Origin of the sequence: Curtobacterium sp. MCBA15_012 (assembly GCF_001864935.2) — a bacterium.
In the GTDB taxonomy this organism is placed as follows: domain Bacteria; phylum Actinomycetota; class Actinomycetes; order Actinomycetales; family Microbacteriaceae; genus Curtobacterium.
In genome coordinates this window covers 2,464,138-2,490,216 of record NZ_CP126267.1, presented here as the reverse complement: position 1 = coordinate 2,490,216, position 26,079 = coordinate 2,464,138, and the positions used below count along the sequence as shown (strand labels likewise).

The following is a 26,079-nucleotide window of genomic DNA, read 5'->3' as shown; positions in this document are numbered from 1 at the left end:
GCCGGGTCAGCCGGCGTCGCCGTAGGTCCGGCGCAGGTGCTCGGCGTAGCCGCCGGGCGTCCGGCCCGCGAACCGGCCGCTCGTCACCACGGGGAGGTCCTCGGTGTCGCGCACCCGGAAGCCGAGGGCCCGGGCCCGCGCGACGAGCCGGACGTCCTCGTGCTCGGGGACGGGGTCGAAGCCGCCGACGGCGGTGTCGACGTCCGCGCGCACGCCGAGGTTCGCGCCGTGCACGTGCCCGAGCGTCGCACCGGGCGGGTGTGCTGCCCGCCACCGGGCCAGGACGTCCGCGTCGAGGTCGTCCGCGTCGGGGACCACCGCGCCGACGAGCACGTGCGCGCCGTCGGTGAGTGCCGCGAGGTGCTGCCGCAGCCAGTCGGGGTCGACGCGCGAGTCCGCGTCGGTGTGCGCGAACCAGTGGTCCGCCGGGGCGACGGGGTCGGTGGCGGCCGTCGGGAGCGGCGTGCGTCCGGCGCCGAGCACCCGCGCGTGGGCGACGCCGAGCGCCCGAGCCCGCCCGACGCCCACGTGCGCGGAGGCCAGGACGTGCAGCGTCCGGTCGTCCCAGGTGGCGTCGGACGACCTGGCCGCGGCGACCACGGCGGCCGTGCCGTCCGTGCAGCCGTCGAGCACGAGGGTGACGCCGACCCGGACCCCGGGTGACGCCGCGCGCACGGCACGGACGGCGTCCGCGAGGGCGGACAGACAGCGTCCGACGGCGGCCTCCTCGTCGTGCACGGGCACGACGACGTCCACCCGGCGGGGCCCGACGGGGTCGGTCCGCGCGGGCACGGCGACCGCGGTCCGCCCGGTCACGGGGCGAGTCCCTCGGTGCGGGCGACGGACCGCACGTCGGGCCCCGGGAACACGCTGAGCACGAAGTCGTCCTCGACGTGGTGGACCAGCCGCGGCCGGGGCCAGCGTGCGCCGATCCGTGCGTCGACTGTGTCCCCGTCGGAGACGGCCTCGTCGTCGGGGTGCCGCCAGTGGCAGGTCACCAGCACCCCGTCGTCGTCGAGCGAGCCGAGCACGCGGTCCACGGTGCGGTCGAGGTCGTCCGCGGACAGGTAGTAGCCGACCTCGGACAGGACCACGAGGTCCCACCGGCCCGCCGGCCACTCCGCCGGGAACGCGGCCTGCTCGAACCGGGCCGCGGGCGCACGACGCCGTGCGCGGTCGAGCGGTGCCGCGGCGATGTCCGTCCCGAGCACGGCGTCGGCACGCTCGGTGAGCGCAGCGGTGAGGACCCCGGTCGCGCACCCGAGCTCGAGCGCCGACCGGAACCGTTCGCGGGGGAGGGCGGCGAGGGTGACGGCACGCTTCCGGCGCTCGTACCAGGACCCGTCGAAGTCCCACCCCTCGGGCTTCCGGGCGTAGTGCTCGTCGAAGGACGCCCGCGAACGGGACGACGGGACGGTGGCGTCGGCGAGGGTGGCGTCGGCGTCGGCGTCGGCGTCGGCGTCGGCGTCGTCCGTGGCCGGGTCCGGCACGAAGTACCACTCCTCGGCCCGCAGGTGGTGCGCCGCGTGCCGGTCGTCGACGACCGCCTCGTCGCCCGGCGCGGGGGAGAGCGGCTCTGTCTGCGACGGGTACGCCGCCAGCGCCCGGGCCTTCCGGTCGCGCACGGCGGCGTCGAGCGGGAGCACCCGTGCCCGCTCCCACGGTGCGGCGGGGGCGTCCGGGGTGTCCCAGTGCCAGGTCCACACCGGGTACGACAACAGCGCGGTGCCGGGGGTCGCGGCGACGAGCTCCTCGGCGACCTCGCCGGCGATCCGGTGGTCGCGGTGACCGTCCCCGCGCCATGGCGCCACGACGAGCGTCGGTCGGGCCGCCCCGGCGAGGCGTGCTGCGAGGGCACGACGGAGCTCGTCGCGGTGCTCGCGGAGCCCGCCGTCCGGGACGGTCAGCTCGGTGGCGCTCGCCGCGGGGTGCAGCGTGCCGAGTGCGGCGCGGAACTCGGCACGTCGCCGGGTCACGAGTGCGTCCGGCGTCGTCGTGGGGGAGTCGGGGTGGGAGCCCTCGCCCGCGGTCACGAGCAGCACGTGGACCGGGGTGCCGGCGTCGGCCGCGGTCGCGATCAGCCCGCCCGCGCCGAGGGTCTCGTCGTCGGGGTGCGGAGCGACGACCACGACCGACCCCACCCCGGCGAGGTCGACGGTCGCGGCACCGACGCCGGCCAGGAACGTCGTCCAGGCCGCCGGGTCGGTCCCGGGCTCGCGGTGGTCGAAGCTCACCACGCGACACCGCCGCGCTCGAGGACGATGCGGCCGACGCGGGCGAGGTCACGGTCGCCGTGGTCCTGGAGCACGTAGAGCTCGAGGTCGGCGACCCGCGCCGCGACCGCGGGGTCCTGTGCGAGCGGACCGGGTCCGATCGTCCGGACGACGCGCTCGCGCACCCGGTCGGCCGCGCGGCGCACCCGCGACCGGACGGTCTGCGCGAGCAGCGGCCAGTCCGGCTCCGCGCCGGGCGCGCCACCCGCGACGACCGCGTCGATGCGGGCCGCGGCGGTGGCGACCGCGTCCTCGGCGTCCTCGAGGTCGAGGACGGTCGCCCCGAGCGCGGCCTGCAGCAGCTCGCTCTCCGGGCGGGCCCGGGCGAGGTCGCGGAGCACCCGTGCGAGTCCGACCGTGCCGCCCCACCAGCACGCCGCGACGCCGATCCCGCCCCAGGCGAACCCGGGACGACGGAGGTACCAGCCGGGTGCTCCCACGGTCTGCGCGGCGACCCCGTCGAGGTCGACCGGTCCGCTCGGGACGTCCGGCATGCCGCGGGCGACCCAGGCCTCGTCGTGCACGGTGACACCGCCCTGGCGCAGATCGACCGCGACGAGCACCCGTTCGTCGCCGAGGTGCGCCGTGACGAGGGCGTGCGAGAGCGACGACGCGAGCGAGCACCACGGCTTCGTCCCGTCGAGCACGACCGCGGTGCCGGAGGGCACGGCTGGCGACGGTCCCGGCGGAACGTTCCGGTCGGCGGAGGACGCGGTCGCGCCGAGCCGGAGCCCGGGCGCCTCGGCCGCGAACACGCCCCACGACGACCCGGCCGGGGCGGCGACGCCGGCCTGCGCGAGGATCGCGAGGGCGTCGAGGTGTGGTTCGAGGACCCGCGCCGCCTGCACGTCGGCCGCGGCGACCGCCGCGAGCGTCGCGAAGGACGCGCCGGCCGTGCCCGCGGACAGGAGCGGGGCGGTGGCGCCGAGCGCCCGGACCACCGCGAGTCGGTCCGCCGGGGCCGCACCGGGCCTCCCGTCCGGTCCCGCGACCGCGGTCGCGGCCCGCACCGCCCGTCCGACCGCGTCGGTGTCGACGTCCTGAGCGGACGGGGGCCAGGCGGGGGATCGCAGCACGCCGCCACGCTACGGAGCGCTCCCCGGGTGCCCTCACGGCGCCCGACGGGGAGTCGACGGGTGATCCACAGAGCGCAGACGGTTCCTCCACAGTGTGCTCATAGGAAACCCTCGACACTGGGAGTGTGACCATCAGCCAGCCCACCGCAGCCCCGCGCCTCACCCGTGCCGACGGTTCCCCGTTGCGCATCCTCGTCGTCGACGACGAGGCCAGTCTCACCGACCTGCTCTCGATGGCGCTCCGGTACGAGGGCTGGGAGGTCAAGAGCGCGAACGGCGGGCAGGAGGCGCTGGCCACCGCGCGCGAGTTCCGGCCCGACGCGATGGTGCTCGACGTGATGATGCCCGACCTCGACGGCCTGCAGGTGCTCGCCCGGCTCCGGCAGAACGACGACGACACCCCGGTGCTGTTCCTCACCGCGAAGGACTCCGTCGAGGACCGCGTCTCCGGGCTCACCGCGGGCGGCGACGACTACGTCACGAAGCCGTTCTCGCTCGAGGAGGTCGTCGCGCGGCTCCGCGGGCTCATCCGCCGGTCGCAGATCTCGGTCTCCGAGGCCGGGGACTCCCGCATCGTCGTCGGGGACCTCGTGCTCGACGAGGAGTCCTACGAGGTGTCCCGGGCCGGCCGCCCGATCGAGCTGACGGCCACCGAGTTCGAGCTCCTCCGCTTCCTCATGCGCAACCCCCGCCGGGTGCTCAGCAAGGCGCAGATCCTGGACCGTGTGTGGTCGTACGACTTCGGCGGCAAGTCGAGCGTCGTCGAGATCTACATCTCCTACCTGCGCAAGAAGATCGACGCCGGCGAGACCCCGATGATCCACACCGTGCGCGGTGTCGGGTACGTCATCAAGCCGACCTCCTGAGGGCGCACCCGTGACCCTCCGCCGCCGGCTCGTCCTGGTCACCGTCGCGCTCGCGGTCGCCGTCAGCACCGTGATCGGCGCGGGCAGCATCATCGCGCTCGCCTCGATCCAGCGGTCCGCCATCGACCACCAGCTGCAGTACGCGACGAACCGGGCGCAGCGCTCCGTCGAGCAGCAGGGGCCGAACGGGCCCGGGCTCGACATCGCCCGGCCGAGCGGGCAGGCAGCGGGGACGCTCACGGCCTACTTCCTCAACGGCGACGTCGTGGTCGGCAGCGTCATCGACAACGCCGGCGACCTCGGACGGCTCAGCAGCGCCGTGGTCCGACCGCTCGGCACGGTCACGGTCGACGGTCGGGCGCACACCGTGGACCTCGGCGGGGACCTCGGGCGCTACCGGGTCACGGCCGCGCCGGTCGGCCCCGCCGTGCTCGTCGTCGGCCTGCCGATGACCCCGGTGTACGAGAGCGTCGGGAAGCTCCTCGTGGTGGTGCTCGTCGTGACCGTGCTGGCCCTGCTCGCGGCCTCGGCCGTCGCCGCGCTCGCCGTCCGCCGCTCCCTGCGGCCGCTCGACCGGGTCGCCGAGACCGCCTCCGCGGTGGCACGGACGCCCCTCGACCGCAGCGACGTGCTCGACGGCGTGCGCGTCCCCGACACCGACCCGCGCACCGAGGTCGGACGGGTCGGCACCGCGTTCAACCGCATGCTCGGCCACATCGGCGCCGCGCTGCAGGCCCGGGAACGGTCCGAGCAGCAGGTCCGGCAGTTCGTCGCCGACGCCTCGCACGAGCTCCGCACGCCGCTCGCCTCGGTGCGCGGGTACGCCGAGCTCACCCGTCGGATGGGCGGGGACCTGCCGCAGGACGTCGTCTACGCGATGGGCCGGATCGAGAGCGAGTCGATCCGGATGACCTCGATGGTCGAGGACCTGCTGCTGCTCGCTCGCCTCGACGAGGGCCGCGAGGTCCAGTTCGCCGAGGTCGACCTCACCGGCCTCGTGCTCGACGCGGTGAACGACGCCCACGCGGCGTCGCCGGCGCACGCGATCGCCGTCGACGTCCCGGACGAGCCGGTCGTGGTCCCCGGCGACGCGGCCCGGCTGCACCAGGTGGTCGTCAACCTCGTCACGAACGCACGGACCCACACCCCGGAGGGCACGCGGATCACCGTCGGCCTCACCCCGGTCGGAGCGGGCGCCGGGGGCGGCGTCGACCTGACGGTCCGGGACGACGGGCAGGGCATCGACCCCGCGTTCGTGCCGAAGCTGTTCGAGCGCTTCGCCCGGGCCGACAGCTCGCGGTCGCGGAGCGCGGGGTCGACCGGGCTCGGGCTCGCGATCGTCGACGCGGTCGTGCAGGCGCACGGCGGCTCGGTCACGGTGACGAGCGAGCCGGGCGACACCGTGTTCACGGTGCACCTGCCCGCGGTGCGGCCGGGCGCTGGTGGGGCCGCGGACGCGCGCGACGCGGTGGCGTCGGCCACCTGACGGACGGGAGGCGCGGGGCGGCGCCGCCACGGGCCTCCCGTCCGGCCGGTGGTGGGGTTCCGGCGCGGGCCTGCGTCGGGTGGTTGGGTGCGGTGCCGGTCCTGTGGTACCGTTCTCGAAGCCAAAGACCGCCGGTCGTCTGTGCGCTTGCGCGCAGACCGAAGGTCCTCACTCGTGAGGAAGCCAGCGCAGGTGTTCCGAACCACTCCTACCGTTCGCGGGGGAGCAGCTCCGAGCCTCTGCGCCGGGGCTTTCTTCATGTGTGCAGGTCCTGGGGCTAGCCGGCAAGAACCCCAAGGAGAACCATGGCGAACAAGGAAGCTGCGGTCGCCGAGCTCACGGATGCATTCCAGAGCTCGAACGCCGTTCTGCTCACCGAGTACCGCGGTCTCACGGTCGCGCAGCTCAAGGAGCTCCGCAACTCGATCCGTGAGCACGCCACGTACGCCGTGGTGAAGAACACGCTGACCAAGATCGCGGCGAACAACGCCGGCATCACGTCGTTCGACGACGAGCTCGCCGGTCCGTCCGCTCTCGCCTTCGTCCACGGTGACACCGTCGCCGTCGCGAAGTCGCTGCGTGCATTCGCCAAGGCGAACCCCCAGCTCGTGGTGAAGGGCGGTTACTTCGACGGTAACCCGCTCACCGCGACCGAGGTGGACAAGCTCGCCGACCTCGAGTCCCGTGAAGTCCTGCTCGGCAAGCTCGCCGGCGCCTTCAAGGCCTCGCTGTTCGGTGCTGCGTACCTGTTCCAGGCACCCCTCTCGCAGGCCGTCCGCACCGTGGACGCCCTTCGCGAGAAGCAGGAGTCCGCGGCCTGACCAGGCACGCGTTCATCAACCACACGTACTAGCTAGTAGTAGGAGAAAATCATGGCGAAGCTTTCGCAGGACGAGCTCATCGAGGCCTTCAAGGAGCTCACGCTCATCGAGCTCTCGGACTTCGTGAAGAAGTTCGAGGAGGTCTTCGAGGTCACCGCTGCTGCCCCCGTCGCGGTCGCCGCGGCCGGTGGCGCTGCTGCCCCCGCCGAGGAGGTCGAGGAGAAGACCGAGTTCGACGTCGTGCTCAAGTCGGCCGGTGACAAGAAGATCCAGGTCATCAAGGAGGTCCGTGGCCTCACGTCGCTCGGCCTGGGCGAGGCCAAGGCGCTCGTCGAGACCGCCGACGCCAAGGTGCTCGAGGGCGTCAACAAGGAGACGGCCGACAAGGCGAAGGAGGCCCTCGAGGCCGCCGGCGCCACGGTCGAGCTCGCGTAGTTCCGACCTCACGGTCACGAAGGCCGCTGCCCCTCGGGGTGGCGGCCTTCGTCGTGTGCGGGGGCGGGGTGGCGGCGGGTGGCGGGTGGCGGGGTGGCGCTGATCTGTCGCTTTCGCGAAAGCGACAGTTCACCGCCGACTGTTCGGGCGGAACTGTCGCTTTCCGATGGGAAACGTGCGCCGGGCGGTGAGAACTGTCGCTTTCGCGAGTACGGTGCGCGGCCGGGAGGCGCGGCGGTTGTCCACAGATCGGCTCGCGGTCGTCCGTGTGGGCACCTCCGGCGACAGAGTGCGGGCATGCATCCCGCGAACGCCGTCGACCTGTTCCGGACCGACCCCGTCGACCGAGCTGCGGCGCGCGACCTCCAGCGCCGTTGTCGGTCGGGCGACCTCGTGCGGGTCCGACACGGTGTCTACGTCGGGCGCGACGCGTGGGAGGGGCTCGACGGGCGGAGCCGCCACCTCGTCCGGATGCGTGCGGCATCCCCGCTGCTCCGTCCTGCCGCCGTCTGGGCGCTCGACTCCGCGGCGGCCGTGCTCGGCGTGCCACGGCTCGACGCATGGCCGGACCGCGTGCACGCCATGGTCCCGGGGATCGAGCACGACCTGCAGCGCGTCGGGCTCACCCTGCACGCCGGGGTCCCGCGCCCGTCGGGACGGCACTTCCACGGTGTCGGTTTCACGGACCTCGCCCAGACCACCGTCGAGATCGCACGACGGGGATCGCTCTCGACGGCGGTCGTCGTCCTGGACCACGCACTGCGCGACGGTGTGGACGTCGAGCTGCTCGGTCGGCTCGCGCTCGCGTCCGGTCCGTGGGGGAGTACCCGGGTCGCACAGGCCCTCGACCACTGCGACGCGCGGCACGAGTCGGTCGGTGAGTCGTACTTCGCCGCACGCGCAGCGGAGTTGCGGAGCCCGCCGATGGAGCCGCAGCGCGAGTTCCGTCACGCGGACGGGACGGTCGACCGGGTCGACTTCTGGCTGCCGAGGGAAGGGATCGTCGTGGAGTTCGACGGACGGCAGAAGTACGAGGACCCGGCGATGCTCGCGGGCCGGAGCAGTGCTGGGGCGGTCTGGGTCGAGAAGCTCCGTGAGGACCGCATCCGCGCCCGACCCGAGGTCGACGGCTTCGTCCGTGTCCACTGGGGTCATCTCGTGGAGCCGGAGCTGCTGCGCGCACACCTGCGCCAGCACGGCGTCCCGTGTCGTTGATCCGACGCGGTCGCTGAGCCGACGGATGTCCGGTGAGTCCCTCGGGAAAGCGACAGTTCGCGCCGGGGCCGCCCCGAGCCTCCCGTCAAAGCGACAGTCTCGTCCGGATGATCGGCGGCGAACTGTCGCTTTCGCGATCCGTCCGGGTGGTGGGGAACGGACCGGGGGCAGCGCGCGGGGAAGGCGGGCCCGGAGGCGCCAGGCGCCCGCGGGTCAGTGCAGGGTGCTGTGGCGGCGGCCGTAGGCCAGGTAGAGCACGGCGCCGACGACCATCCACACACCGAACGCGATCCACGTCCCGGCGCCGAGGAACACCGCGAGCAGCACGCAGCACAGGGTGCCGAGCACCGGGACCACGGGGAACAGCGGGACGCGGTAGGAGCGCTCGAGGTCGGGGCGGGACCGGCGCAGCACGATGACCGAGACGTTCACGAGGGCGAACGCCACGAGGGTGCCGATGCTCGTCGCGTCGGCGAGCTCGCCCAGGGGCACGAGTGCGGCCACGACGGTGACGACGATGCCGACGACGAGCGTGCCCGCGACGGGCGTCCCGGTCCGTGCGGAGACGCGGCCGAAGAGCTTCGGCACGAGGCCGTCGCGCGCCATCGTGAGCAGGATGCGGGTCTGCCCGTACAGGACGGTGAGCACGACGCTCGCGATGGCGATGACGGCGCCGATCGAGAAGACGAGCGCGACGACGGGCTGACCGGTGACCTCGACGACGATGCGGACGAGCGAGGCCTCGTCGGACGAGAACGACGTCCAGGAGCGGGCGCCGATCGCCGCGATCGCCACGAGGATGTAGAGCGCGGTGATGAGGGCGATCGACCCGATGATGGCGCGGGGGAGGTCGCGGCGGGGGTCCTTCGCCTCCTCGCCGGCGGTGGACGCGGCGTCGAAGCCGATGTACGAGAAGAACAGGCGCGATGCCGCCGCGGTGACGCCCGCGGCGCCCATCGGTGCCAGCGGCGTGAAGTTCTGCGCCTGGAACGCCGTGAACGCCACGACGACGAAGAACACGAGCAGGGCGATCTTCACCGCGACCATGAGCGTGTTCACCCACGCGCTCTCCCGCGCGCCGGGCAGCAGGACGACGGTCGCGAGGAGCACGAGCACCGCGGCGGGCAGGTTCACGACGCCGCCGTCCCCGGGCGGGGCCGCGAGCGCGGTGGGCAGGTGCAGCCCGAACACGCGCAGGGTCTCGTCGACGTACTCGCTCGCACCGACGGCGACCGCGGCGACGGAGACCGCGTACTCCAGGACGAGGCACCAGCCGCAGACCCAGGCGATGCCCTCGCCCATGGTCGCGTAGGTGTACGAGTAGCTCGACCCCGACGTCGGCACGGCCCCGGCCATCTCGGCGTACGACAGCGCGGACAGGAGCGCGGCGACACCGGCGACCACGAAGGAGATCCAGACCGCCGGACCGGCCAGCGGGACCGCGGTGCCGAGGACCACGAGGATGCCCGTGCCGAGCGTCGCGCCGACGCTGATCATCGTCAGGTGCCAGACCCCGAGCGACCGACGGAGCGGGCGGCCGTCGACCCCGGTGGACGCCTCGGCCTGCAGGCGCTCGACGGGCTTGCGGCGTGCGAGCTGCTCGCGGAGCGACGGGGGACGGGGCGGCGCGGACGTCATGGGACCTCGGACGGGGCGGTGGGACGGGGACGCACGATGGTGGCACGGCCCCTGAACAGGGTCAAATACGCCGGGGACGGTCGGTGTCGCAGGGCGGGGATAGGTTTGCCCCATGAGCATGGGGCACGGAGCACGCGGGGGCGGCGGTCCGCGCGGGGTCGGCCGGATCTCGAGCGGCGACACCGCCGCGCAGAAGGCCGCGAACGCCGAGGCGCCCCGGATCCCGCACCTGCTGCGCCGGATCGCCGGGCTGTTCGCGCCGCACCGTCGCGCGATCGTCCTCACGGTGGCGCTCGTGCTCGTCGGCGCAGCGGTGTCGGTCGTGCCGCCGCTGCTGACCCAGCAGGCCTTCGACCGCGGGCTGTTCCCGCCGGGCGGCCGCCCCGACGTCCCGGTGCTGCTCGAGCTCGTCGGCGCGATGGTCTTCCTCTGGATCGCGAGCGCCGGCATCGGCATCTGGCAGACCTACCTGACCGCGACGGTCGGCAACCAGGTGATGGGGTCGATGCGGATGCGCCTGTTCGGGCACCTGCAGCGCATGGAGCTCGCGTTCTTCACCCGCACGAAGACGGGCGTCATCCAGTCGCGGCTGCAGAACGACGTCGGCGGCGTCGCGAGCGTGCTGAACAACACGATCTCGTCGGTGCTCGGCAACACCGTGACGGTGATCGCGGCCGTGGTCGCGATGCTGCTGCTGAGCTGGCAGATGACCGTCGTCGCCGTCGTCCTGCTCCCGCTGCTCGTGATCGCGCAGCGGCGGGTCGGCCAGGTGCGGGCGCGGATCGCGGCGCAGACCCAGGAGTCGCTGTCCGACATGACGGCGATCACGCAGGAGGCCCTGAGCGTCTCCGGCATCCTGCTCGCCAAGAGCTTCAACCAGCAGCGCAGCGAGACGCAGCGCTACGAGGACGAGAACCGCAACCAGATCCGGCTGCAGGTCCGGCAGCAGATGTCCGGGCAGTGGTTCTTCGCCATCGTGTCGATCTTCCTGTCGATCATCCCCGCGATCATCTACCTCGTGGCCGCGTGGCTCATCATCGGCGACGTCCCGATCACCGCGGGCACGATCGTCGCCTTCACCACCGTGCAGTCGCGGCTCCTGTTCCCGACGGTCGGGCTCCTCCGGGTCGTACTCGACCTGCAGACCTCGGGTGCGCTGTTCGCCCGGATCTTCGAGTACCTCGACCTGAAGCCCGCGATCACGGACGCCCCGGACGCGCAGCAGGTCGACACCACGCGGGTCGGGCACGTCGCGTTCGACGACGTCACGTTCGCCTACCCGGACGGCGAGCCCGACAAGCCCACGCTCCGCGGGGTCTCGTTCGAGTTGCAGCCCGGGCAGTTCGCGGCCTTCGTCGGACCCTCCGGGGCGGGCAAGACCACCATCTCGTACCTCGTCCCGCGGCTGTACGAGGCGTCGTCGGGCACGGTCCGGTTCGCCGGCACCGACGTCCGCGCGCTGCAGCACGAGGACCTGATGCGGCACGTCGGCATCGTGAGCCAGGAGACCTACCTGTTCCACGCGACGATCGGCGACAACCTGCGGTACGCGAAGCCGGACGCCACCGACGCCGAGCTCGAACGCGCGGCACGGGCGGCGAACATCCACGAGACGATCGCGTCGTTCCCGGACGGGTACGAAACCGTCGTCGGGGAGCGGGGCTACCGATTGTCCGGCGGCGAGAAGCAGCGGATCGCGATCGCGCGCGTGCTGCTCAAGGACCCGCCGGTGCTCGTGCTCGACGAGGCCACCAGTGCGCTCGACTCCATCTCCGAGCACGTGGTGCAGACGGCCCTCGACACGGCGGCGGCCGGACGGACCACCATCTCGATCGCACACCGGCTGTCGACCGTCCGCGACGCCGACGTCATCTTCGTGCTCGACCACGGGCAGATCGTGGAGCAGGGGTCGCACGACGAACTCCTCGGTCGCGACGGCACGTACGCGGCCCTGTACCGCCAGCAGGCCGCGCCGGTGACGGCCGACCGTCGCGGCTGACGCCCGCTCGGGGGCCGTCCCGGTCGGGAGGCGCGGCCCGGCTCCGCCCCGTCCGTCCGGACCCAGCGCACGCGCCTCCGGGCCCGGCGTCACCTGCCGGGACCGCGCCGCGCCTCCGGGACCGGCGTCTCCTGCCGGGACCGCGCCGCGCCTCCGGGACCGGCGTCACCCGCCGGGACCGCGCCGCGCCTCCACGGCCGGTGGGACGGTCCGGCCCGCGCTCCCACGGTCCGTCGCGCGCGCCCACGGTCCCACCCGGAAGCCGCGCGGACGACGCGGAGCGCCGCCCGGCGCCTCCCGGCGCCGCCCGGACGACGCGGGGCGCAACGTCCCAGCCGTGCCGCACCCCCGCCACCTAGACTCGCCGCGTGCGCTACGCAGACTCCGTCGTCGACCTGGTCGGCGACACCCCGCTCGTCCGGCTGAACCGCGTCACCGAGGGCCTCCGCGCCACCGTCCTGGTCAAGGTCGAGTACCTCAACCCGGGCGGCTCGTCGAAGGACCGCATCGCCACGCGGATCCTCGACGCGGCCGAGGCCTCGGGCGAGCTCCGCCCGGGCGGCACGATCGTCGAGCCGACGTCGGGCAACACGGGCGTCGGCCTCGCCCTCGTCGCCCAGCAGCGCGGGTACCGGTGCGTGTTCGTGCTGCCGGACAAGGTCGGCGAGGACAAGCGCAACGTCCTCACGGCCTACGGCGCCGAGATCGTCGTCACGCCGACCGCGGTCGCGCCCGACCACCCGGAGTCCTACTACTCGGTGTCCGACCGCCTGGTGCGCGAGATCCCGGGTGCGTACAAGCCGAACCAGTACGCCAACCCGAACGGGCCGCGCAGCCACTACGAGACCACCGGGCCGGAGATCTGGCGCGACACCGAGGGGCGGATCACGCACTTCGTCGCGGGCGTCGGCACAGGCGGGACGATCTCGGGCACCGGGCGGTTCCTCAAGGAGGCGTCCGAGGGGCGCGTGCGGATCGTCGGAGCCGACCCGGAGGGCTCCGTCTACTCCGGCGGCACCGGCCGTCCGTACCTGGTCGAGGGCGTCGGCGAGGACTTCTGGCCGGCCGCCTACGACGCCGGGATCCCGGACGAGATCATCGCCGTCACCGACGCCGAGTCGTTCGCGATGACCCGCCGCCTGGCGCGCGAGGAGGGCCTGTTGGTCGGCGGTTCGAGCGGCATGGCCGTCGTCGCCGCCCTCCGCGCCGCCCGTGACCTGACCGAGGACGACGTCGTGGTCGTGCTGCTGCCGGACGGTGGCCGCGGCTACCTCGGCAAGATCTTCAACGACCGCTGGATGCGCTCGTACGGCTTCGCCGAGACCGACGACGCGCGCACGGTCGGCTCCGTCGTCGCGGGCAAGGACGGCCGGTTGCCGGACCTCGTGCACGCGCACCCGTCCGACACGGTCCGCGACGTCGTCGAGATCATGTCCACGTACGGCGTCTCGCAGATGCCGGTGCTCGCGGCCGAGCCGCCGGTCGTGATCGGCGAGGTGGTCGGGGCGGTCGCCGAGAAGGACCTGCTCGAGCAGGTCTTCACGGGCGCGGCGGCGATGACGGACGCGGTGAGCGGCTTCGTCGGCGACCCGCTCCCGCTGATCGGCGTCGGCGAGTCGCTCGCGGCCGCGCGGCGGGCGCTCGAGACCGTCGACGCCCTGCTCGTGGTCGACGACGGCAAGCCCGTCACGGTGCTCACCCGCCACGACCTCCTGACCTCCCTGTCCGAGTGACCCGCGACCAGCCCGCCGCCAGACCAGCACGTACGACCCCGAGGAACCAGCACGCATGACCGAGTTCAGCACCCGCGCCGTCCACGCCGGCCAGACGCCCGACCCCACCACGGGCGCGGTGATCCCGCCGATCCACGTCACGAGCACCTACGTGCAGGACGGCGTGGGGAACATGCGCAACGGCTACGAGTACTCCCGCGGCGGCAACCCCACCCGCGACGCCCTGCAGACGCTGCTCGCCGACCTCGACGGCGGTGTCGCGGCGTACTCGTTCGCGTCCGGACTCGCCGCCGAGGACGCCCTGCTCCGCGCCTACCTGGAGCCCGGCGCCCGGGTCGTGATGGGCAACGACGTGTACGGCGGGACGCACCGCCTGGTGAACCGGCTGCACGTGCCGTGGGGTGTCGAGCTCGTGGTGGTCGACACCGGCGACGTCGACCGGGTCCGCGCCGCGCTCGAGGGCGCACCGGCGAAGACCGTCCTCTGGGTCGAGACGCCGACGAACCCGCTCATGAAGATCGCCGACATCGCCCTGCTGTCCGAGATCGGGCACGCGGCCGGCGCGCTCGTCGTGGTGGACAACACCTTCGCCTCGCCGTACCTGCAGCAGCCGCTCGCCCTCGGCGCGGACGCGGTGTCGTACTCGACGACGAAGTACCTCGGCGGCCACTCCGACGTCGTCGGCGGCGCCGTGGTGCTCCGCGACGAGGAGCTCGCCGCGCAGGTCGGTTTCCTGCAGTTCGGCGCGGGCGCGATCGCCTCGCCCTTCGACGCGTTCCTCACCACCCGCGGCATCAAGACCCTGCCGGTCCGGATGGAGCGGCACTCGTCGAACGCGCAGGCGGTCGCCGAGGCGCTGGTCTCCGCCCCGGGCGTCGAGCGCGTCTTCTACCCGGGCCTGCCCGACCACCCGGGCCACGAGGTGGCCGCGAAGCAGATGCGCGGCTTCGGCGGCATGCTCTCGGTCGCGCTCGACGGCGGACCGGAGGCCGCGAAGCGGTTCGTCGAGTCGACGGAGGTCTTCACGCTCGCGGAGTCCCTCGGCGGCGTCGAGTCGCTCATCGGGTACCCGAGCGAGATGACGCACGCGTCGGTCAAGGGCACGGAGCTCGCGGTCCCGGAGAACGTCGTCCGCCTGTCGGTGGGCATCGAGGACGCCGGCGACCTGGTCGCCGACGTCCTGCAGGCGCTGTCGCGCTGACGAGCCGCACGCACACCCGCCCCGTCGGCCGGCCCGCGTCGCGCAGGTGGGGACGGACCGGACGGGAGGCCCGTGGCGGCGCCGCCACGGGCCTCCCGTCCGGTCCCCGGTCGCGTCCGCCGGTCGCGCCGGTGGGTGCCCGACGGTAGCGTGACGCGGGTGGGCGACGAGGCGACGGGGCGGACCGGCATCCTGAGCGGGCGCTACGCGCTCGCGACCGTCGGCATGGTCGCGATCGTCGGGGTGGCCGCGTTCCAGAACCTCGCGATGACCACCGTGATGCCCGAGATCAGCCGCGACCTCGACGGTGAGACGCTCTACGCGCTCGCGTTCGCCGCCCCGCTCGCCGCCGGGGTGCCGGGAATGGTGCTCGCGGGCAACTGGACGGACCGTGCGGGCGGCCGGGTCGTCGCGTGGGTCTCTGCGGCGCTGTTCGCGCTCGGGACCGCGGTCGTGATGCTCGCCCCGACCATGGAGGTGTTCCTCGCCGGACGCCTGGTCGAGGGGTTCGGCGCGGGCGCGATCGACGTCGTGCTGTACGTCCTCGTCGCGCGGATCTTCCCGGCCGAGCTGCACGGTCCGGTGTTCGCGGGCTTCGCGGCCGCGTGGGTCGTGCCCGCGCTCGTCGGTCCGGCGCTCGCCGGGATCGTCACCGACGTGTGGGACTGGCACTGGGTGTTCGCCGGCGCCCTCGGCGTCGCCGTGGTGTCCTTCGCGCTGCTCGTGCCGACGCTCCGTCGGCTCCGGCCGCCCGCCGACGCGGTCCGGCCGCCGTGGCAGCGCGTCCGGATCGGGTGGTCGATCGGAGCCGCGGCCGCGATCCTGCTCCTCAACGTCGCCGCCGACCTCGGCTCCTGGGCGCGGATCGTCGCGGTGGTCGTCGGCCTCGTCGGCACCTGGGCGGCGCTCCGCCCGTTGCTCCCCGCGGGCACGTTCCGCGCAGCGCCCGGGCTGTCGTCGGTGGTGCTCGTCCGCGGGCTCGTCGCTGCCGCGTTCTTCGGCAGCGAGGCGTACGTCCCGTACCTGCTCCAGGCCCGGCACGGCCTGTCCGCATCCGCCGCGGGGCTCGCGCTGACGGTCGCGGCCCTGAGCTGGGCCGCGGCGAGCTGGCTGCACGGACGGCTCGGCGAGCGGCGGCTCACCGCGGCACGGACCTTCGGCGGTGGTCTCGTGCTGGTGCTCGTCAGCCTGCTCACGGCGCTCGCCGTGGCGACGCTCGACCTGCCGTGGTGGGTGCTCGTCGTCGGGTGGTTCGTCGGGGGAGCGGGCATGGGCGGCATCTACCCGCGGGCCTCGATGCTGACGCTGCGGTTCTCGGGCGAGGGCGACGACGGGTTCGCGAGCTCGGCCCTCACGATCGCCGACGCGTCGGGCAGCGTGGTCGGCCTCGCCGTCACCGGACTGCTCTTCGTCGGGGCCGGCGGGGCGGACGGAGCGTGGTCGTTCCCGCTCGTCTTCGTCGCGATGACCGGCATCGCGCTCGTCGCGACGGTGGCGGTCCGGCGGCTCGGACCGGTGCCGGCCGTCCCGTCGACGACGGCGACCGGGGGCACGGTGTCCGCCGCGGCCGGCGGGTAACGTGGCAGACCGACCGAGCGGAGGACCACCGTGCGCAGCGTCAGTCTGACCCGACCGGGGCGTCCGGGCCGCGTGTCCGTCGCGGCGCGGGCCGTCGTGGTGGTGGTCGCCGCGGGCACGGCACTCGCGCTCGGCGGCTGCCAGGGGCCGACGGCCGCCGCACCGACGCCCGTCCGGAGCACCGACCTGACGAGCTCGGACGGCGGCTTCGACCAGCACGCCGTCGTCGGCGTGGTGCTGCCCGCCGGCCGGGAGGCACTGGGCACCGACCTGGACCGGCGCCTGTCCGACGCGGGGTTCCGTCCGGACGTCCGGGTCGCGCCCGCCGACGACGGCCCCGGTGCACAGCAGCGGGCCGTGGCGGACCTCGTGCGCGGGGGAGCGAAGGCGCTCCTCGTCGAACCCGTCGACGCGTCCGCGCTGACCGGGGTGGTGCAGACCGCGCACGACGCCGGTGTCGTCGTGGTCTCCCTCGGGCAGGCGCTGCCCGCGAGCGGGACCGGCGGCGACGGGGTGTCCGCCGACCACCGGGTGCCGGCCGACGACGACCCGGACGTCGTGGCACGCACCGCGACCGACGTCGTGCGGACGCTGCAGCGGGGGCAACGGCCCGCGTCGGGCGACTGAAGGGCCCGGGCGTTCTCGGGTGGGGGACGGGTCCGGATGGCCCGGCTGCGTCGTCCGGTCAGTGCCACCAGGCCGGGAACGACCGCGTGATCGTGTCGACCAGCGAGCGGCGGGACCGTCGGGGGCCGCCGAGCCAGACCTCGATCGCGCCGACGAAGCCCTGGGCCACGAAACCCGCGGCGACGTCGTCGAGCAGCGCGGGTCGGTCCGCGGTCGGGAGCTCCTGGATGTGCTGCACGCTCGACACCGTGAAGTGCTCGACGAGCAGCCGGTGCAGCGAGGCGTCGGCGGAGTCGGGCAGGCCCTTGGCGTAGATGTCCCGGTGCGAGACGACGTGCTCGACGACCGCGTCGATGCCCCGTCGGGTGATCGCCGCGAGCTCGTCGGGCCCGGCGCCCCGGTCGGTCGCGGCACGGCGGGCCGCGACGTCGTCCTCGCGGATGCGGTCGAGCTCGGGGGTCAGGACGTCGGCGAGCAGCGACCCGGGCGACACCGCGTGCGAGTAGAACGTCGCGCGGTTGATGCCGGCGGCGCGGGTGACGTCGGCGACCGTGATGGTCGAGACGGGTCGGTCGGCGGCGAGGCGGAGGATCGCCGCACGCAGCGCCGCCGTGGTGTGCAGGACACGGGCATCGACCACCGTCGTCCCCCTCTCGTCGGTGTGCGTCGGCCGCGCGGGCCGGGCAGTCCGACGCTACCGCACCGGGGGCCGCGGGACCGGTCACGGACGGGTCACGGAACGCGGTCCGGCCGCTCCGGTCGCCGACAGGTGTTCCGTGAGCGCGCACGCAGCCCGTAGGATGGTTCCACGGCCGAATCGATTCGATCCGACCCGGTCCGCGCACCGATCCGTTCGTGCCTCGGCCCGGTCCGATGACGCCGGCCTCCTCACCAGTCTCTCTCCTGTCGAAGGACCGCCCTCCCGTGACCGCGCCCGCCACCACCGGTTCGCTCCGCGTCGTGCTGCACCCCGGTGACTCGCTCACCCGGCGGCAGCGCCTCGTCTACGTCTTCGTGCTCGGGGCGCTCACCGCGCTCGGCCCGTTCACCATCGACCTGTACCTGCCGGCGTTCCCGTCGCTCGAGCGCGAGTTCGGGATCTCCGAGGGGGCGGTGCAGCTCACCCTGACCGCCACGACGCTCGGGTTCGCGTTCGGGCAGCTGCTCGTCGGGCCCTGGAGCGACAAGGTCGGGCGCCGCCTGCCGCTCATCATCGCGACGACCGTGCACGTCGGCGCCTCGATCGGGGCCGCGTGCGCGCCGAACGTCGAGGTGCTCGCACTGTTCCGCGTGCTGCAGGGCATGGGCGCCTCGGCCGGCGGTGTCGTCGCGATGGCCACGGTCCGCGACCTGTTCGGCGGCAAGTCCCTCGTCCGGATGCTCTCGCGCCTCGCGATGGTGAACGGCCTCGCGCCGATCCTCGCCCCGCTCATCGGCTCGCAGATGCTGCAGTTCGTCAGCTGGCGCGGGGTCTTCGTCTTCCTCGCCTGCTACGGCGCCGCGGTCGTGATCGCCTCGGTGCTGCTCATCGTCGAGACGCTCCCGCCGGCACGCCGCCACGAGTCCGGGCACTCGACCATCGGCCAGCGGTACCGGGCGCTGCTGTCCGACCGGATCTTCGTCGGGGTCGCCCTCATCGGGGCGATGGTCTTCAGTGGGTTGTTCTCGTACCTCAGCTCGTCGCCGTTCCTGTTCCAGACCGTCTACGGGCTCAACGCCCAGCAGTACGGCCTGCTGTTCGCCGTGAACTCCGTCGGCGTGGTCGTCGGGGTGCAGGTCTCCTCGCGCTTGGCGCAGCGCGTCGGGCCCCAGTGGATCCTGGCGTGCTCGACCGCGACGCTGTTCCTGTCCGCCACCGCCATCGTCGTGCTCGACCAGCTCGGCGCGGGCCTGGTCGGCGTGCTCGTCCCGCTGTGGTTCTTCATCGCCGCGTGCGGGTTCTCGTTCCCGCTCGTGCAGGTGATCGGCCTCGCGGCGCACGGCAAGGAGGCCGGGACCGCCGCGTCGCTCCTCGGCGCCCTGAACTTCGGCGTCGCCGGGCTGGTCTCGCCGATCGTCGGGTGGCTCGGCATCACCGCGGCGACCCCGATGGCCGCCGTGATGGCGTGCACCGCGGCGGTCGCGATCCTGGTGCTGTGGGTCGTGGTGCGGCCGAGGACGGTCCCGGCGCTCTCGCACTGACGTCGCATGGTTCGACAGGTCCGCTGTCGTCCGACGACCGCGGTGTCGTTCCGCGTCGATCTTCGCCAGGGGCCCGGACCGAGCGCCTCGTGCGTCCGTAGGCTGCGGACATGAGCGACGCGGTGGAGCAGGCACGAGCGGCTGCGGCCGAGGCACGGGCGGCAGCGGAGGAGGCCCGCCGGCTCGCCGACGAAGCAGCGCGGCGCGCCGAGGAGCTCGCGGCAGCGCTGGAGCAGGCGGCCGGAGCACCCGCGGGAGCGACGACCGAGCGCGACGGCACGACCGCGCCCGTCGCGACCACCGAGGGTGACGCGACCACCGCGCCCGTCGCGACCACCGCGACCACCGCGCTCGACGCGACCGACTCGGCGACGCAGGCCGCGTCGACGACCGGCACCGTGCCTCCCGACCGGTCGCCCGCACCTGCCGCGCCGAGCACTCCGGCCGACACGAGCACACCCACCGCACCGAGCACGGTGCCCTCGCCCGGCCCCCTCGGCCCGGACGCGGTCGCACGGATCCGTGACGGGTACACCGTGACCGGCAGTGCCCTCGAACTCGGCGCGCTCGTCAACGGCGAGGCGATGCCCGACGTCCAGGTGCGGATCCCGCTCGGCATGCTGAACAGGCACGGCCTGGTCGCCGGGGCGACCGGTACCGGCAAGACCCGCACGCTGCAGGTGCTCGCGGAGCAGATCGCAGCGCACGGCGTCCCGGTCTTCGCGGCCGACGTGAAGGGCGACCTGTCCGGCCTCGCCACGGCCGGCGAGCCGAGCGACAAGCTCCTCGCCCGCACGGGCGGCATCGGGCAGCAGTGGCGGGGCGTCGCGAGCCAGGCCGAGTTCTACGCCCTCGGCGGGAAGGGCACGGGCGTGCCGGTCCGGGCGACGGCCTCCGGGTTCGGTCCACTGCTGCTGTCGAAGGTCCTCGGCCTGAACGAGACGCAGGAGTCCTCGCTCGGCCTCGTCTTCCACTACGCCGAGCAGGCCGGTCTGGCGCTCGTCGACCTCGCCGACCTGCGGAGCGTCCTGACGTTCCTGGTGAGCGACGAGGGCAAGCCCGAGCTGGCGGCCCTCGGCGGCCTGTCGAAGCAGACCGCGGGCGTGATCCTCCGCGAGCTCGTCACGTTCGCCGACCAGGGCGCCGACGCGTTCTTCGGCGAGCCCGAGATCGACACGCAGGTGTTCCTCCGCACCGCGGCCGACGGCCGGGGGATCGTGAGCCTGCTCGAGGTACCGGGCGTGCAGGACCAGCCCGCGGTCTTCTCCACCTTCCTGATGTGGCTGCTCGCCGACCTGTTCAACGAACTGCCCGAGGTGGGCGACCTCGACGCGCCGAAGCTCGTGTTCTTCTTCGACGAGGCACACCTGCTGTTCTCGGGCGCCTCGAAGGACTTCACCGAGCAGATCGTGCGCACCGTCCGGCTCATCCGGTCGAAGGGCGTCGGCATCGTCTTCGTGACGCAGACCCCGAAGGACGTGCCGAACGACGTGCTCGCGCAGCTCGGGTCGCGCATCCAGCACCAGCTCCGGGCACACACCCCCGACGACGCGAAGGCGCTGCGGGCGACGGTCTCGACGTACCCCACGAGCGACTACGACCTCGGCGAGGTGCTCACCTCGCTCGCGACCGGTGAGGCGATCGTCACGGTCATGGACGAGCGCGGTGCACCGACACCGGTCGCCTGGACACGGCTCCGCGCCCCGCAGGGCTCGATGGCGCCGTTGCCGGCACCCGACCTGGAGGCGCGGGTCGCCGCGTCCCCGCTGCTCGCCACCTACGGCACGAGCGTCGACCCCGACTCGGCCCGCGAGGTCCTGGCACGTCGCCTCGAGGCCGCTGCGGCGCAGACGGCCGCCGCCGACGCTGCGGAGGCCGCAGCGACCGCGCAGGCCGAGGCCGAACGGGAGGCCGCGCGTGCGGCCGCTGCGGCGGCGAAGGAGGCCGCGGCGCGGGAACGGACCGAGGAGCGCGAGCGGCGCGCGGCCCAGCAGGAGTACGAGCGGGCACAGCGCGAGTTCGAGCAGGCGGAGCGGAGTGCGCGGGCACGGCGGTCGCCGCGGAGCACGGGTCGGACCTCGACCACACGGCGGGCGGAGGACCCGCTGACGGACCTGCTCGGGTCGTCGCTCGGGCGGTCGATCGCGAAGGAGGTCGTCCGCGGGGTGTTCGCGACCCTGCGTCGGCGGCGCTGACGGTCCTGCCCGGCCGGTCCCGGCGGTCGCGGCGGTGTGCTCGGCGGTCGCGGCGTGGGAGGCGGTGTGCTCCGCGGTCGCGGCGTGCGAGGCGACGTGCGGGACGGTCGCGGCGCGCGGGGCGGTGTGCTCGGCGGCGCGTCAGGCTGCGAGCAGGCGCACCGTCTCGACGGCGAGGAGCCCGACGACGAGGACCACGGCCGCGAGTGCCGCCACGAGGGCACCGGAGCGTCGCTCGTACCACGCACGACTCGTCGGCCAGCGGCGCGCGATCTCGGCCGGCGGCACGACCCGCGGCTCCCGGTCGACCCGGACGTCGAGCTCGTCGACGACGCGGTCCAGCGCGGCGTCACCCCACACGTCAGCGCGCATCCGGAACAGGTGCCGTCCCGTGACGTCGAACGCGAGCAGCTCGCGCACCGTGCGGTCCGGGGGCGACCCGTGGGTCGAGGCGACGACGACGTGGTCGACGCGGTCGCGGGCGATCCGCCGGTTGGCCGAGACCACCCCGTTCAGCACGACGGCGTCGGCGGCGATGCCGAGGAACGCCGAGCGGAGCCGGACGAACAGCACGCCCACGACGACCGCGAGGACCACCACGAGTGTCGCCACGAGTGCCCACCACCGGACCGGCAGCGACACCCAGACGAGCGCGACGGCCAGGGGCACGGCGGAGAAGACGATGCTGAGGACCGTCGAGCGGACGAGGGACCGGCGGGGCCGGAGCAACACGTCGAAGGTGGGCGCGCGGAGGCGTCCCGTCACCGGTACCGTCGTGTCCCCCACGTGCTCTCCTCGTGCTCGGGTGCGCAGGCAGCGTCGTACGCTCCCCGCGGGCGACGCCCCTGCCGCCCGAGATGCACCGTGTCCGACCCGTCCCGGGGCCGTCCGTCGATCTCACCATAGGGCGTGACGGGGCAGGAGGACAGTGCGTTCCACCCCGGGTGCGCGTGTACCGGCCAGCTCATGGCGGACGGGGGGCACGACGGTCCCGCACACGGGGGACACGACGGCCCGGTCGGACGCCGCGGCCGGAGCGCCCCGGCCGGGAACGGCGTGCCGGGGCGATCTCCCGGGAACGACGAAGGGCACCCGTCGCCGGGTGCCCTTCGTCGTGCTGGCGGAGAATGGGGGATTCGAACCCCCGAGGGCTTGCACCCAACACGCTTTCCAAGCGTGCGCCATAGGCCACTAGGCGAATTCTCCTGGTGCCGTCTCGCGACGACACCCCATGGTACAGGTCTTCGAGGGTGTGGACGACCACGTCCCTCCACAGCCCGTCCGGTTCCCAGAGCGCCCGGCGGCCACCGGGCTAGCCTGGGGCCGTGTCGACCCGCATATTCATCACGTCCGCAGAGGGGCACACCGGCAAGAGCACCGTGGCCCTCGGTGTCCTCGAGACCCTCGCCCGGTCCGTCGGCCGCGTCGGCGTGTTCCGACCGGTAGCCCGGTCGGTCGCCGAGCCCGACTACGTGCTCGAACTGCTGCTGCAGCACAGTGCCGTCGGGCTCTCCTACGACGAAGCCGTCGGCGTCACCTACGACGACGTCCACGCCGACCCGGACGCCGCGGTCGCCACGATCCTGACCCGGTTCGCCCAGGTCGAGCGCCGGTGCGACGCGGTCGTGGTCCTCGGCTCCGACTACACCGACGTGGGCAGCCCCACCGAGCTCTCCTTCAACGCGAAGGTCGCCGCGAACCTCGGCGCGCCGGTGCTGCTCGTCCTCGGCGGGCGCGACACGTCCGAGCGCGGTGCCCGCACCCCCGAGGCGATGGCGCAGGTCGCCGACGTGACCACGAGCGAACTGCGGGCGGAGCACGCCCAGCTGCTCGGCGTCGTCGTGAACCGTGCCGACCCCGACGCCCTCGACCCGATCGTGCACAGCGTCGAGCGCGCCGTGCACGACCACCACCCGGACACACCGGTGTGGGCGATCCCCGAGGACAGCGTGCTGGTCGCCCCGACCGTGCGGGCGCTGCTCCAGGCGACCGACGCGACGCTGGTGCGGGGCGACGACGCCCTGCTCGACCGTGAGGCGCTCGGCACCGTCGTCGCCGGCATGAGCATGGAGAACGTGCTGCCGCGGCTCATCGACGGCGGCATCGTCGTCGTCCCGGGCGACCGCAGCGACGTGCTGCTCGCCACGGTGCTCGCGAACCAGTCCGAGACCTTCCCGAGCCTGGCCGGCGTCATCCTGAACGGCGGGTTCGACACGTCCCCGCAGATCACTCGGCTGCTCGACGGTCTGTCGAGCCCCCTGCCGATCGCGCGCAACGACCTCGGCACGTACGACACGGCGCTCCGGATCACGCACACCCGGGGTCGGCTCGCGGCGGACTCACCGCGGAAGGCCGACCTCGCGCTCGCGCTCTTCGAACAGCACGTCGACGCGGACGCCCTGCGGGACCGGCTCCAGCTCACGCCGTCCGGCGTCGTGACCCCGCTGATGTTCGAGCACGGGCTGCTCGACCGGGCGCGCGGCTACGGCAAGCACATCGTGCTGCCCGAGGGCGACGACGACCGCATCCTCCGGGCCGCCTCGACCCTGCTGCAGCGCCAGGTGTGCGAGCTGACGATCCTCGGCGAGCCGACCGCCGTGCGGGCCCGCGCGACCGAGCTCGGACTCGACCTCGACGAGGCGCACGTCGTCAGCCCGTTCGACCCCGAGCTGCGCGAGCGCTTCGCCGAGGAGTACACGCGACTGCGCGCCCACAAGGGGATGTCGATCGAGCTCGCGCGGGACACCGTGACCGACGTGTCGTACTTCGGCACGCTCATGGTGCAGCTCGGCCTCGCCGACGGCATGGTCTCCGGCGCGCGCCACACCACGGCGCACACGATCCGGCCGTCCTTCGAGATCATCAAGACCCGCCCGGACACCTCGATCGTGTCGAGCGTCTTCCTCATGGCGCTCGCCGACCGCGTGCTCGTCTACGGCGACTGTGCCGTGATCCCGGACCCCACCAGCGAGCAGCTCGCCGACATCGCGATCTCGTCCGCCGAGACGGCCGCGCAGTTCGGCATCGACGCGCGCGTGGCGATGCTCAGCTACTCGACCGGCGACAGCGGCTCCGGCGCCGACGTCGACAAGGTGCGTGCCGGGACCGCGTTCGTCCGCGAGCGTCGCCCGGACCTCCTGGTCGAGGGGCCGATCCAGTACGACGCGGCCGCCGACCCGACCGTCGCGGCGACCAAGATGCCGGACTCGCCGGTGGCGGGTCGCGCCACGGTGTTCGTCTTCCCGGACCTCAACACCGGCAACAACACCTACAAGGCCGTGCAGCGCTCGGCCGGCGCGGTCGCGATCGGTCCGGTCCTGCAGGGCCTGCGCAAGCCGATCAACGACCTGTCCCGCGGGGCGCTCGTCAGCGACATCGTCAACACCGTGGCGATCACGGCCATCCAGGCCGGCACCGCGACCGACGCGGCGTGACCGACCGACCGGCACCGTTCCTCCAGGCCGGGCGCCCCGTCGCGGACGCGACGCGACCCCGGACCGCGACCACCACCCGTCCGACCCAGGAAGGCACCACCCCGTGACCGCAGCCCTCGTCGTCAACTCCGGCTCGAGTTCGTTCAAGTACCAGCTCATCGAGCTCGAGGACGAGCGCACGCTCGCCTCCGGACTGGTCGAGCGCATCGGGGAGTCCTCCGGTGCCTGGAAGCACACCAACGCGCTGACGGGGGAGTCGACCTCGAACGACAGCGCCGACGTCCCCGACCACGCAGCCGGGTTCCAGGCGATGATCGACGCGTTCGCCAAGGTCGGCCCGTCGTTCGACGAGCACCCGCCCGCCGTCGTCGGACACCGCGTCGTCCACGGCGGCACCACGTTCGACCGCGCCACCGTCGTGACGGACGAGGTCGAGGGGCAGATCGAGGCGTTGAACAGCCTCGCACCGCTGCACAACCCGGCGAACCTCGAGGGGATCCGGGCTGCGAAGCAGGTGTTCGCCGACGTGCCGCACGTGGCCGTGTTCGACACCGCGTTCCACCAGACGATGCCGCCGCACGCCTACACGTACGCGATCCCAGCCGACCTCGCCGAGCGGTACCAGATCCGCCGCTACGGCATGCACGGGACGAGCCACAAGTACGTCTCCGAGCAGGCAGCCGCGTTCCTGGGCCGGCCGCTGTCCGAACTCAAGACCATCGTCCTGCACCTCGGCAACGGCGCGTCCGCCGCGGCGATCGACGGTGGCCGGTCCATCGAGACCTCGATGGGGCTGACGCCGCTCGAGGGCCTCGTGATGGGGACGCGCTCGGGCGACCTCGACCCGGCCGTCCTGCTGCACCTGCACCGCGAGGCCGGGCTCGACTTCGACGAACTCGACACCATGCTCAACAAGCAGTCCGGGCTGCTCGGCCTCACCGGCAACGGGGACATGCGGGACGTGCAGGACGCCGCCTCGCGGGGTGACGAGACGGCCGAGGCAGCGCTCGCCGTGTACCGGCACCGCATCCGGCGCTACGTCGGCGCGTACACGGCCCAGCTCGGCGGCCTCGACGCCGTGGTGTTCACGGCCGGCGTCGGGGAGAACAACGCCCTGCTGCGCCGACGGGTGCTCGCCGGCCTCGAGCACCTCGGCATCGAGGTCGACCCGGACCGCAACGAGCTCGCCTCACGCGAGGCGCGCCGGATCTCGACGGACGCCTCGCGGGTCGCGGTGCTCGTGATCCCGACGAACGAGGAACTCGAGATCGCGCGACAGTCCGCCGCGGTCGCGCTCTGAACCGGGGGTGACCGAGCAGCA

20 protein-coding genes and 1 tRNA gene are annotated in these 26,079 nt (G+C 73.6%); 14 read left to right on the top strand and 7 right to left on the bottom strand.

Annotated features, from left to right (window positions below; translation table 11 throughout):
- Positions 1-6: 6 nt before the first annotated feature.
- The 3 genes from QOL15_RS11310 to QOL15_RS11300 are packed head-to-tail and all read right to left on the bottom strand — an operon-like array spanning position 7 to position 3,349.
- Complete coding sequence (locus QOL15_RS11310) at positions 7-816, bottom strand: glycosyltransferase family 2 protein (protein ID WP_254780271.1); 810 nt, start codon at positions 814-816, stop codon at positions 7-9.
- Positions 813-2,237 (bottom strand): bifunctional PIG-L family deacetylase/class I SAM-dependent methyltransferase, encoded by a 1,425-nt coding sequence (locus QOL15_RS11305; RefSeq protein ID WP_071248526.1) that lies wholly within the window; start codon positions 2,235-2,237, stop codon positions 813-815. The genes QOL15_RS11310 and QOL15_RS11305 overlap by 4 nt, the downstream gene beginning before the upstream one ends.
- Positions 2,231-3,349, bottom strand: coding sequence for an acyl-CoA dehydrogenase (locus QOL15_RS11300; protein ID WP_139197543.1), 1,119 nt, complete (start codon positions 3,347-3,349; stop codon positions 2,231-2,233). The genes QOL15_RS11305 and QOL15_RS11300 overlap by 7 nt, the downstream gene beginning before the upstream one ends.
- 125 nt (positions 3,350-3,474) lie before the next feature.
- On the opposite strand from QOL15_RS11300, the gene QOL15_RS11295 reads away from it, so the two are divergent.
- The 5 genes from QOL15_RS11295 (at position 3,475) to QOL15_RS11275 (ending at position 8,172) form a co-directional block, all read left to right on the top strand.
- Positions 3,475-4,215 carry a response regulator transcription factor gene (locus QOL15_RS11295; RefSeq protein ID WP_071248521.1) on the top strand — a complete coding sequence of 247 codons (741 nt, stop codon included), beginning with the start codon at positions 3,475-3,477 and terminating at the stop codon, positions 4,213-4,215.
- 10 nt (positions 4,216-4,225) lie between these two features.
- A complete protein-coding gene (locus QOL15_RS11290; RefSeq protein ID WP_071248518.1) occupies positions 4,226-5,701 on the top strand; it encodes a HAMP domain-containing sensor histidine kinase in 1,476 nt (491 codons plus the stop codon).
- 305 nt (positions 5,702-6,006) lie between these two features.
- Positions 6,007-6,522 carry a 50S ribosomal protein L10 gene (gene rplJ / locus QOL15_RS11285; RefSeq protein ID WP_058741931.1) on the top strand — a complete coding sequence of 172 codons (516 nt, stop codon included), beginning with the start codon at positions 6,007-6,009 and terminating at the stop codon, positions 6,520-6,522.
- Positions 6,523-6,573: 51 nt separating this feature from the next.
- Entirely contained in the window at positions 6,574-6,957 is a 384-nt protein-coding gene (gene rplL, locus QOL15_RS11280) for a 50S ribosomal protein L7/L12 (RefSeq protein WP_065960820.1), read from the top strand.
- A 297-nt stretch (positions 6,958-7,254) separates the two neighbouring features.
- Positions 7,255-8,172 (top strand): type IV toxin-antitoxin system AbiEi family antitoxin domain-containing protein, encoded by a 918-nt coding sequence (locus QOL15_RS11275; protein ID WP_071248515.1) that lies wholly within the window; start codon positions 7,255-7,257, stop codon positions 8,170-8,172.
- Positions 8,173-8,385: 213 nt separating this feature from the next.
- On the opposite strand, the gene QOL15_RS11270 is transcribed toward QOL15_RS11275, so the two are convergent.
- Positions 8,386-9,810, bottom strand: coding sequence for an APC family permease (locus tag QOL15_RS11270; protein WP_065960284.1), 1,425 nt, complete (start codon positions 9,808-9,810; stop codon positions 8,386-8,388).
- 118 nt (positions 9,811-9,928) lie between these two features.
- Between QOL15_RS11270 and QOL15_RS11265 the strand changes: the two genes are divergently transcribed.
- The 5 genes from QOL15_RS11265 (at position 9,929) to QOL15_RS11245 (ending at position 16,948) form a co-directional block, all read left to right on the top strand.
- Positions 9,929-11,809: an ABC transporter ATP-binding protein gene (locus QOL15_RS11265; protein ID WP_083394062.1), complete on the top strand. Its 1,881-nt coding sequence runs from the start codon at positions 9,929-9,931 to the stop codon at positions 11,807-11,809.
- Between the two features lie 368 nt (positions 11,810-12,177).
- Positions 12,178-13,542 (top strand): cystathionine beta-synthase, encoded by a 1,365-nt coding sequence (locus QOL15_RS11260; RefSeq protein WP_065960289.1) that lies wholly within the window; start codon positions 12,178-12,180, stop codon positions 13,540-13,542.
- A gap of 55 nt (positions 13,543-13,597) precedes the next feature.
- Positions 13,598-14,743 carry a cystathionine gamma-synthase gene (locus QOL15_RS11255; protein WP_071248510.1) on the top strand — a complete coding sequence of 382 codons (1,146 nt, stop codon included), beginning with the start codon at positions 13,598-13,600 and terminating at the stop codon, positions 14,741-14,743.
- 159 nt (positions 14,744-14,902) lie between these two features.
- Positions 14,903-16,321 (top strand): MFS transporter, encoded by a 1,419-nt coding sequence (locus QOL15_RS11250; protein WP_071248506.1) that lies wholly within the window; start codon positions 14,903-14,905, stop codon positions 16,319-16,321.
- 30 nt (positions 16,322-16,351) lie between these two features.
- Positions 16,352-16,948, top strand: a complete 597-nt coding sequence (locus QOL15_RS11245) for a substrate-binding domain-containing protein (protein WP_083394061.1) — start codon at positions 16,352-16,354, stop codon at positions 16,946-16,948.
- Positions 16,949-17,006: 58 nt separating this feature from the next.
- On the opposite strand, the gene QOL15_RS11240 is transcribed toward QOL15_RS11245, so the two are convergent.
- Positions 17,007-17,588, bottom strand: coding sequence for a TetR/AcrR family transcriptional regulator (locus tag QOL15_RS11240; RefSeq protein ID WP_065960297.1), 582 nt, complete (start codon positions 17,586-17,588; stop codon positions 17,007-17,009).
- 284 nt (positions 17,589-17,872) lie between these two features.
- Between QOL15_RS11240 and QOL15_RS11235 the strand changes: the two genes are divergently transcribed.
- Positions 17,873-19,129, top strand: a complete 1,257-nt coding sequence (locus QOL15_RS11235) for a multidrug effflux MFS transporter (RefSeq protein WP_254784145.1) — start codon at positions 17,873-17,875, stop codon at positions 19,127-19,129.
- Between the two features lie 110 nt (positions 19,130-19,239).
- The gene (locus QOL15_RS11230; protein ID WP_071248500.1) at positions 19,240-21,324 is read left to right on the top strand and encodes a helicase HerA-like domain-containing protein; all 2,085 of its coding nucleotides are present in this window, start codon (positions 19,240-19,242) and stop codon (positions 21,322-21,324) included.
- A gap of 141 nt (positions 21,325-21,465) precedes the next feature.
- Here QOL15_RS11230 and QOL15_RS11225 read toward each other — a convergent pair whose 3' ends face one another.
- The gene (locus QOL15_RS11225; protein ID WP_139197542.1) at positions 21,466-22,110 is read right to left on the bottom strand and encodes a hypothetical protein; all 645 of its coding nucleotides are present in this window, start codon (positions 22,108-22,110) and stop codon (positions 21,466-21,468) included.
- Positions 22,111-22,442: 332 nt separating this feature from the next.
- Positions 22,443-22,530: transfer RNA gene (locus QOL15_RS11220), tRNA-Ser, on the bottom strand.
- A gap of 119 nt (positions 22,531-22,649) precedes the next feature.
- Here QOL15_RS11220 and pta point away from each other — a divergent pair.
- Positions 22,650-24,758 carry a phosphate acetyltransferase gene (gene pta, locus QOL15_RS11215; protein WP_065960303.1) on the top strand — a complete coding sequence of 703 codons (2,109 nt, stop codon included), beginning with the start codon at positions 22,650-22,652 and terminating at the stop codon, positions 24,756-24,758.
- A 103-nt stretch (positions 24,759-24,861) separates the two neighbouring features.
- Entirely contained in the window at positions 24,862-26,058 is a 1,197-nt protein-coding gene (locus tag QOL15_RS11210; RefSeq protein ID WP_065960304.1) for an acetate/propionate family kinase, read from the top strand.
- The last annotated feature ends 21 nt before the right edge of the window (positions 26,059-26,079 follow it).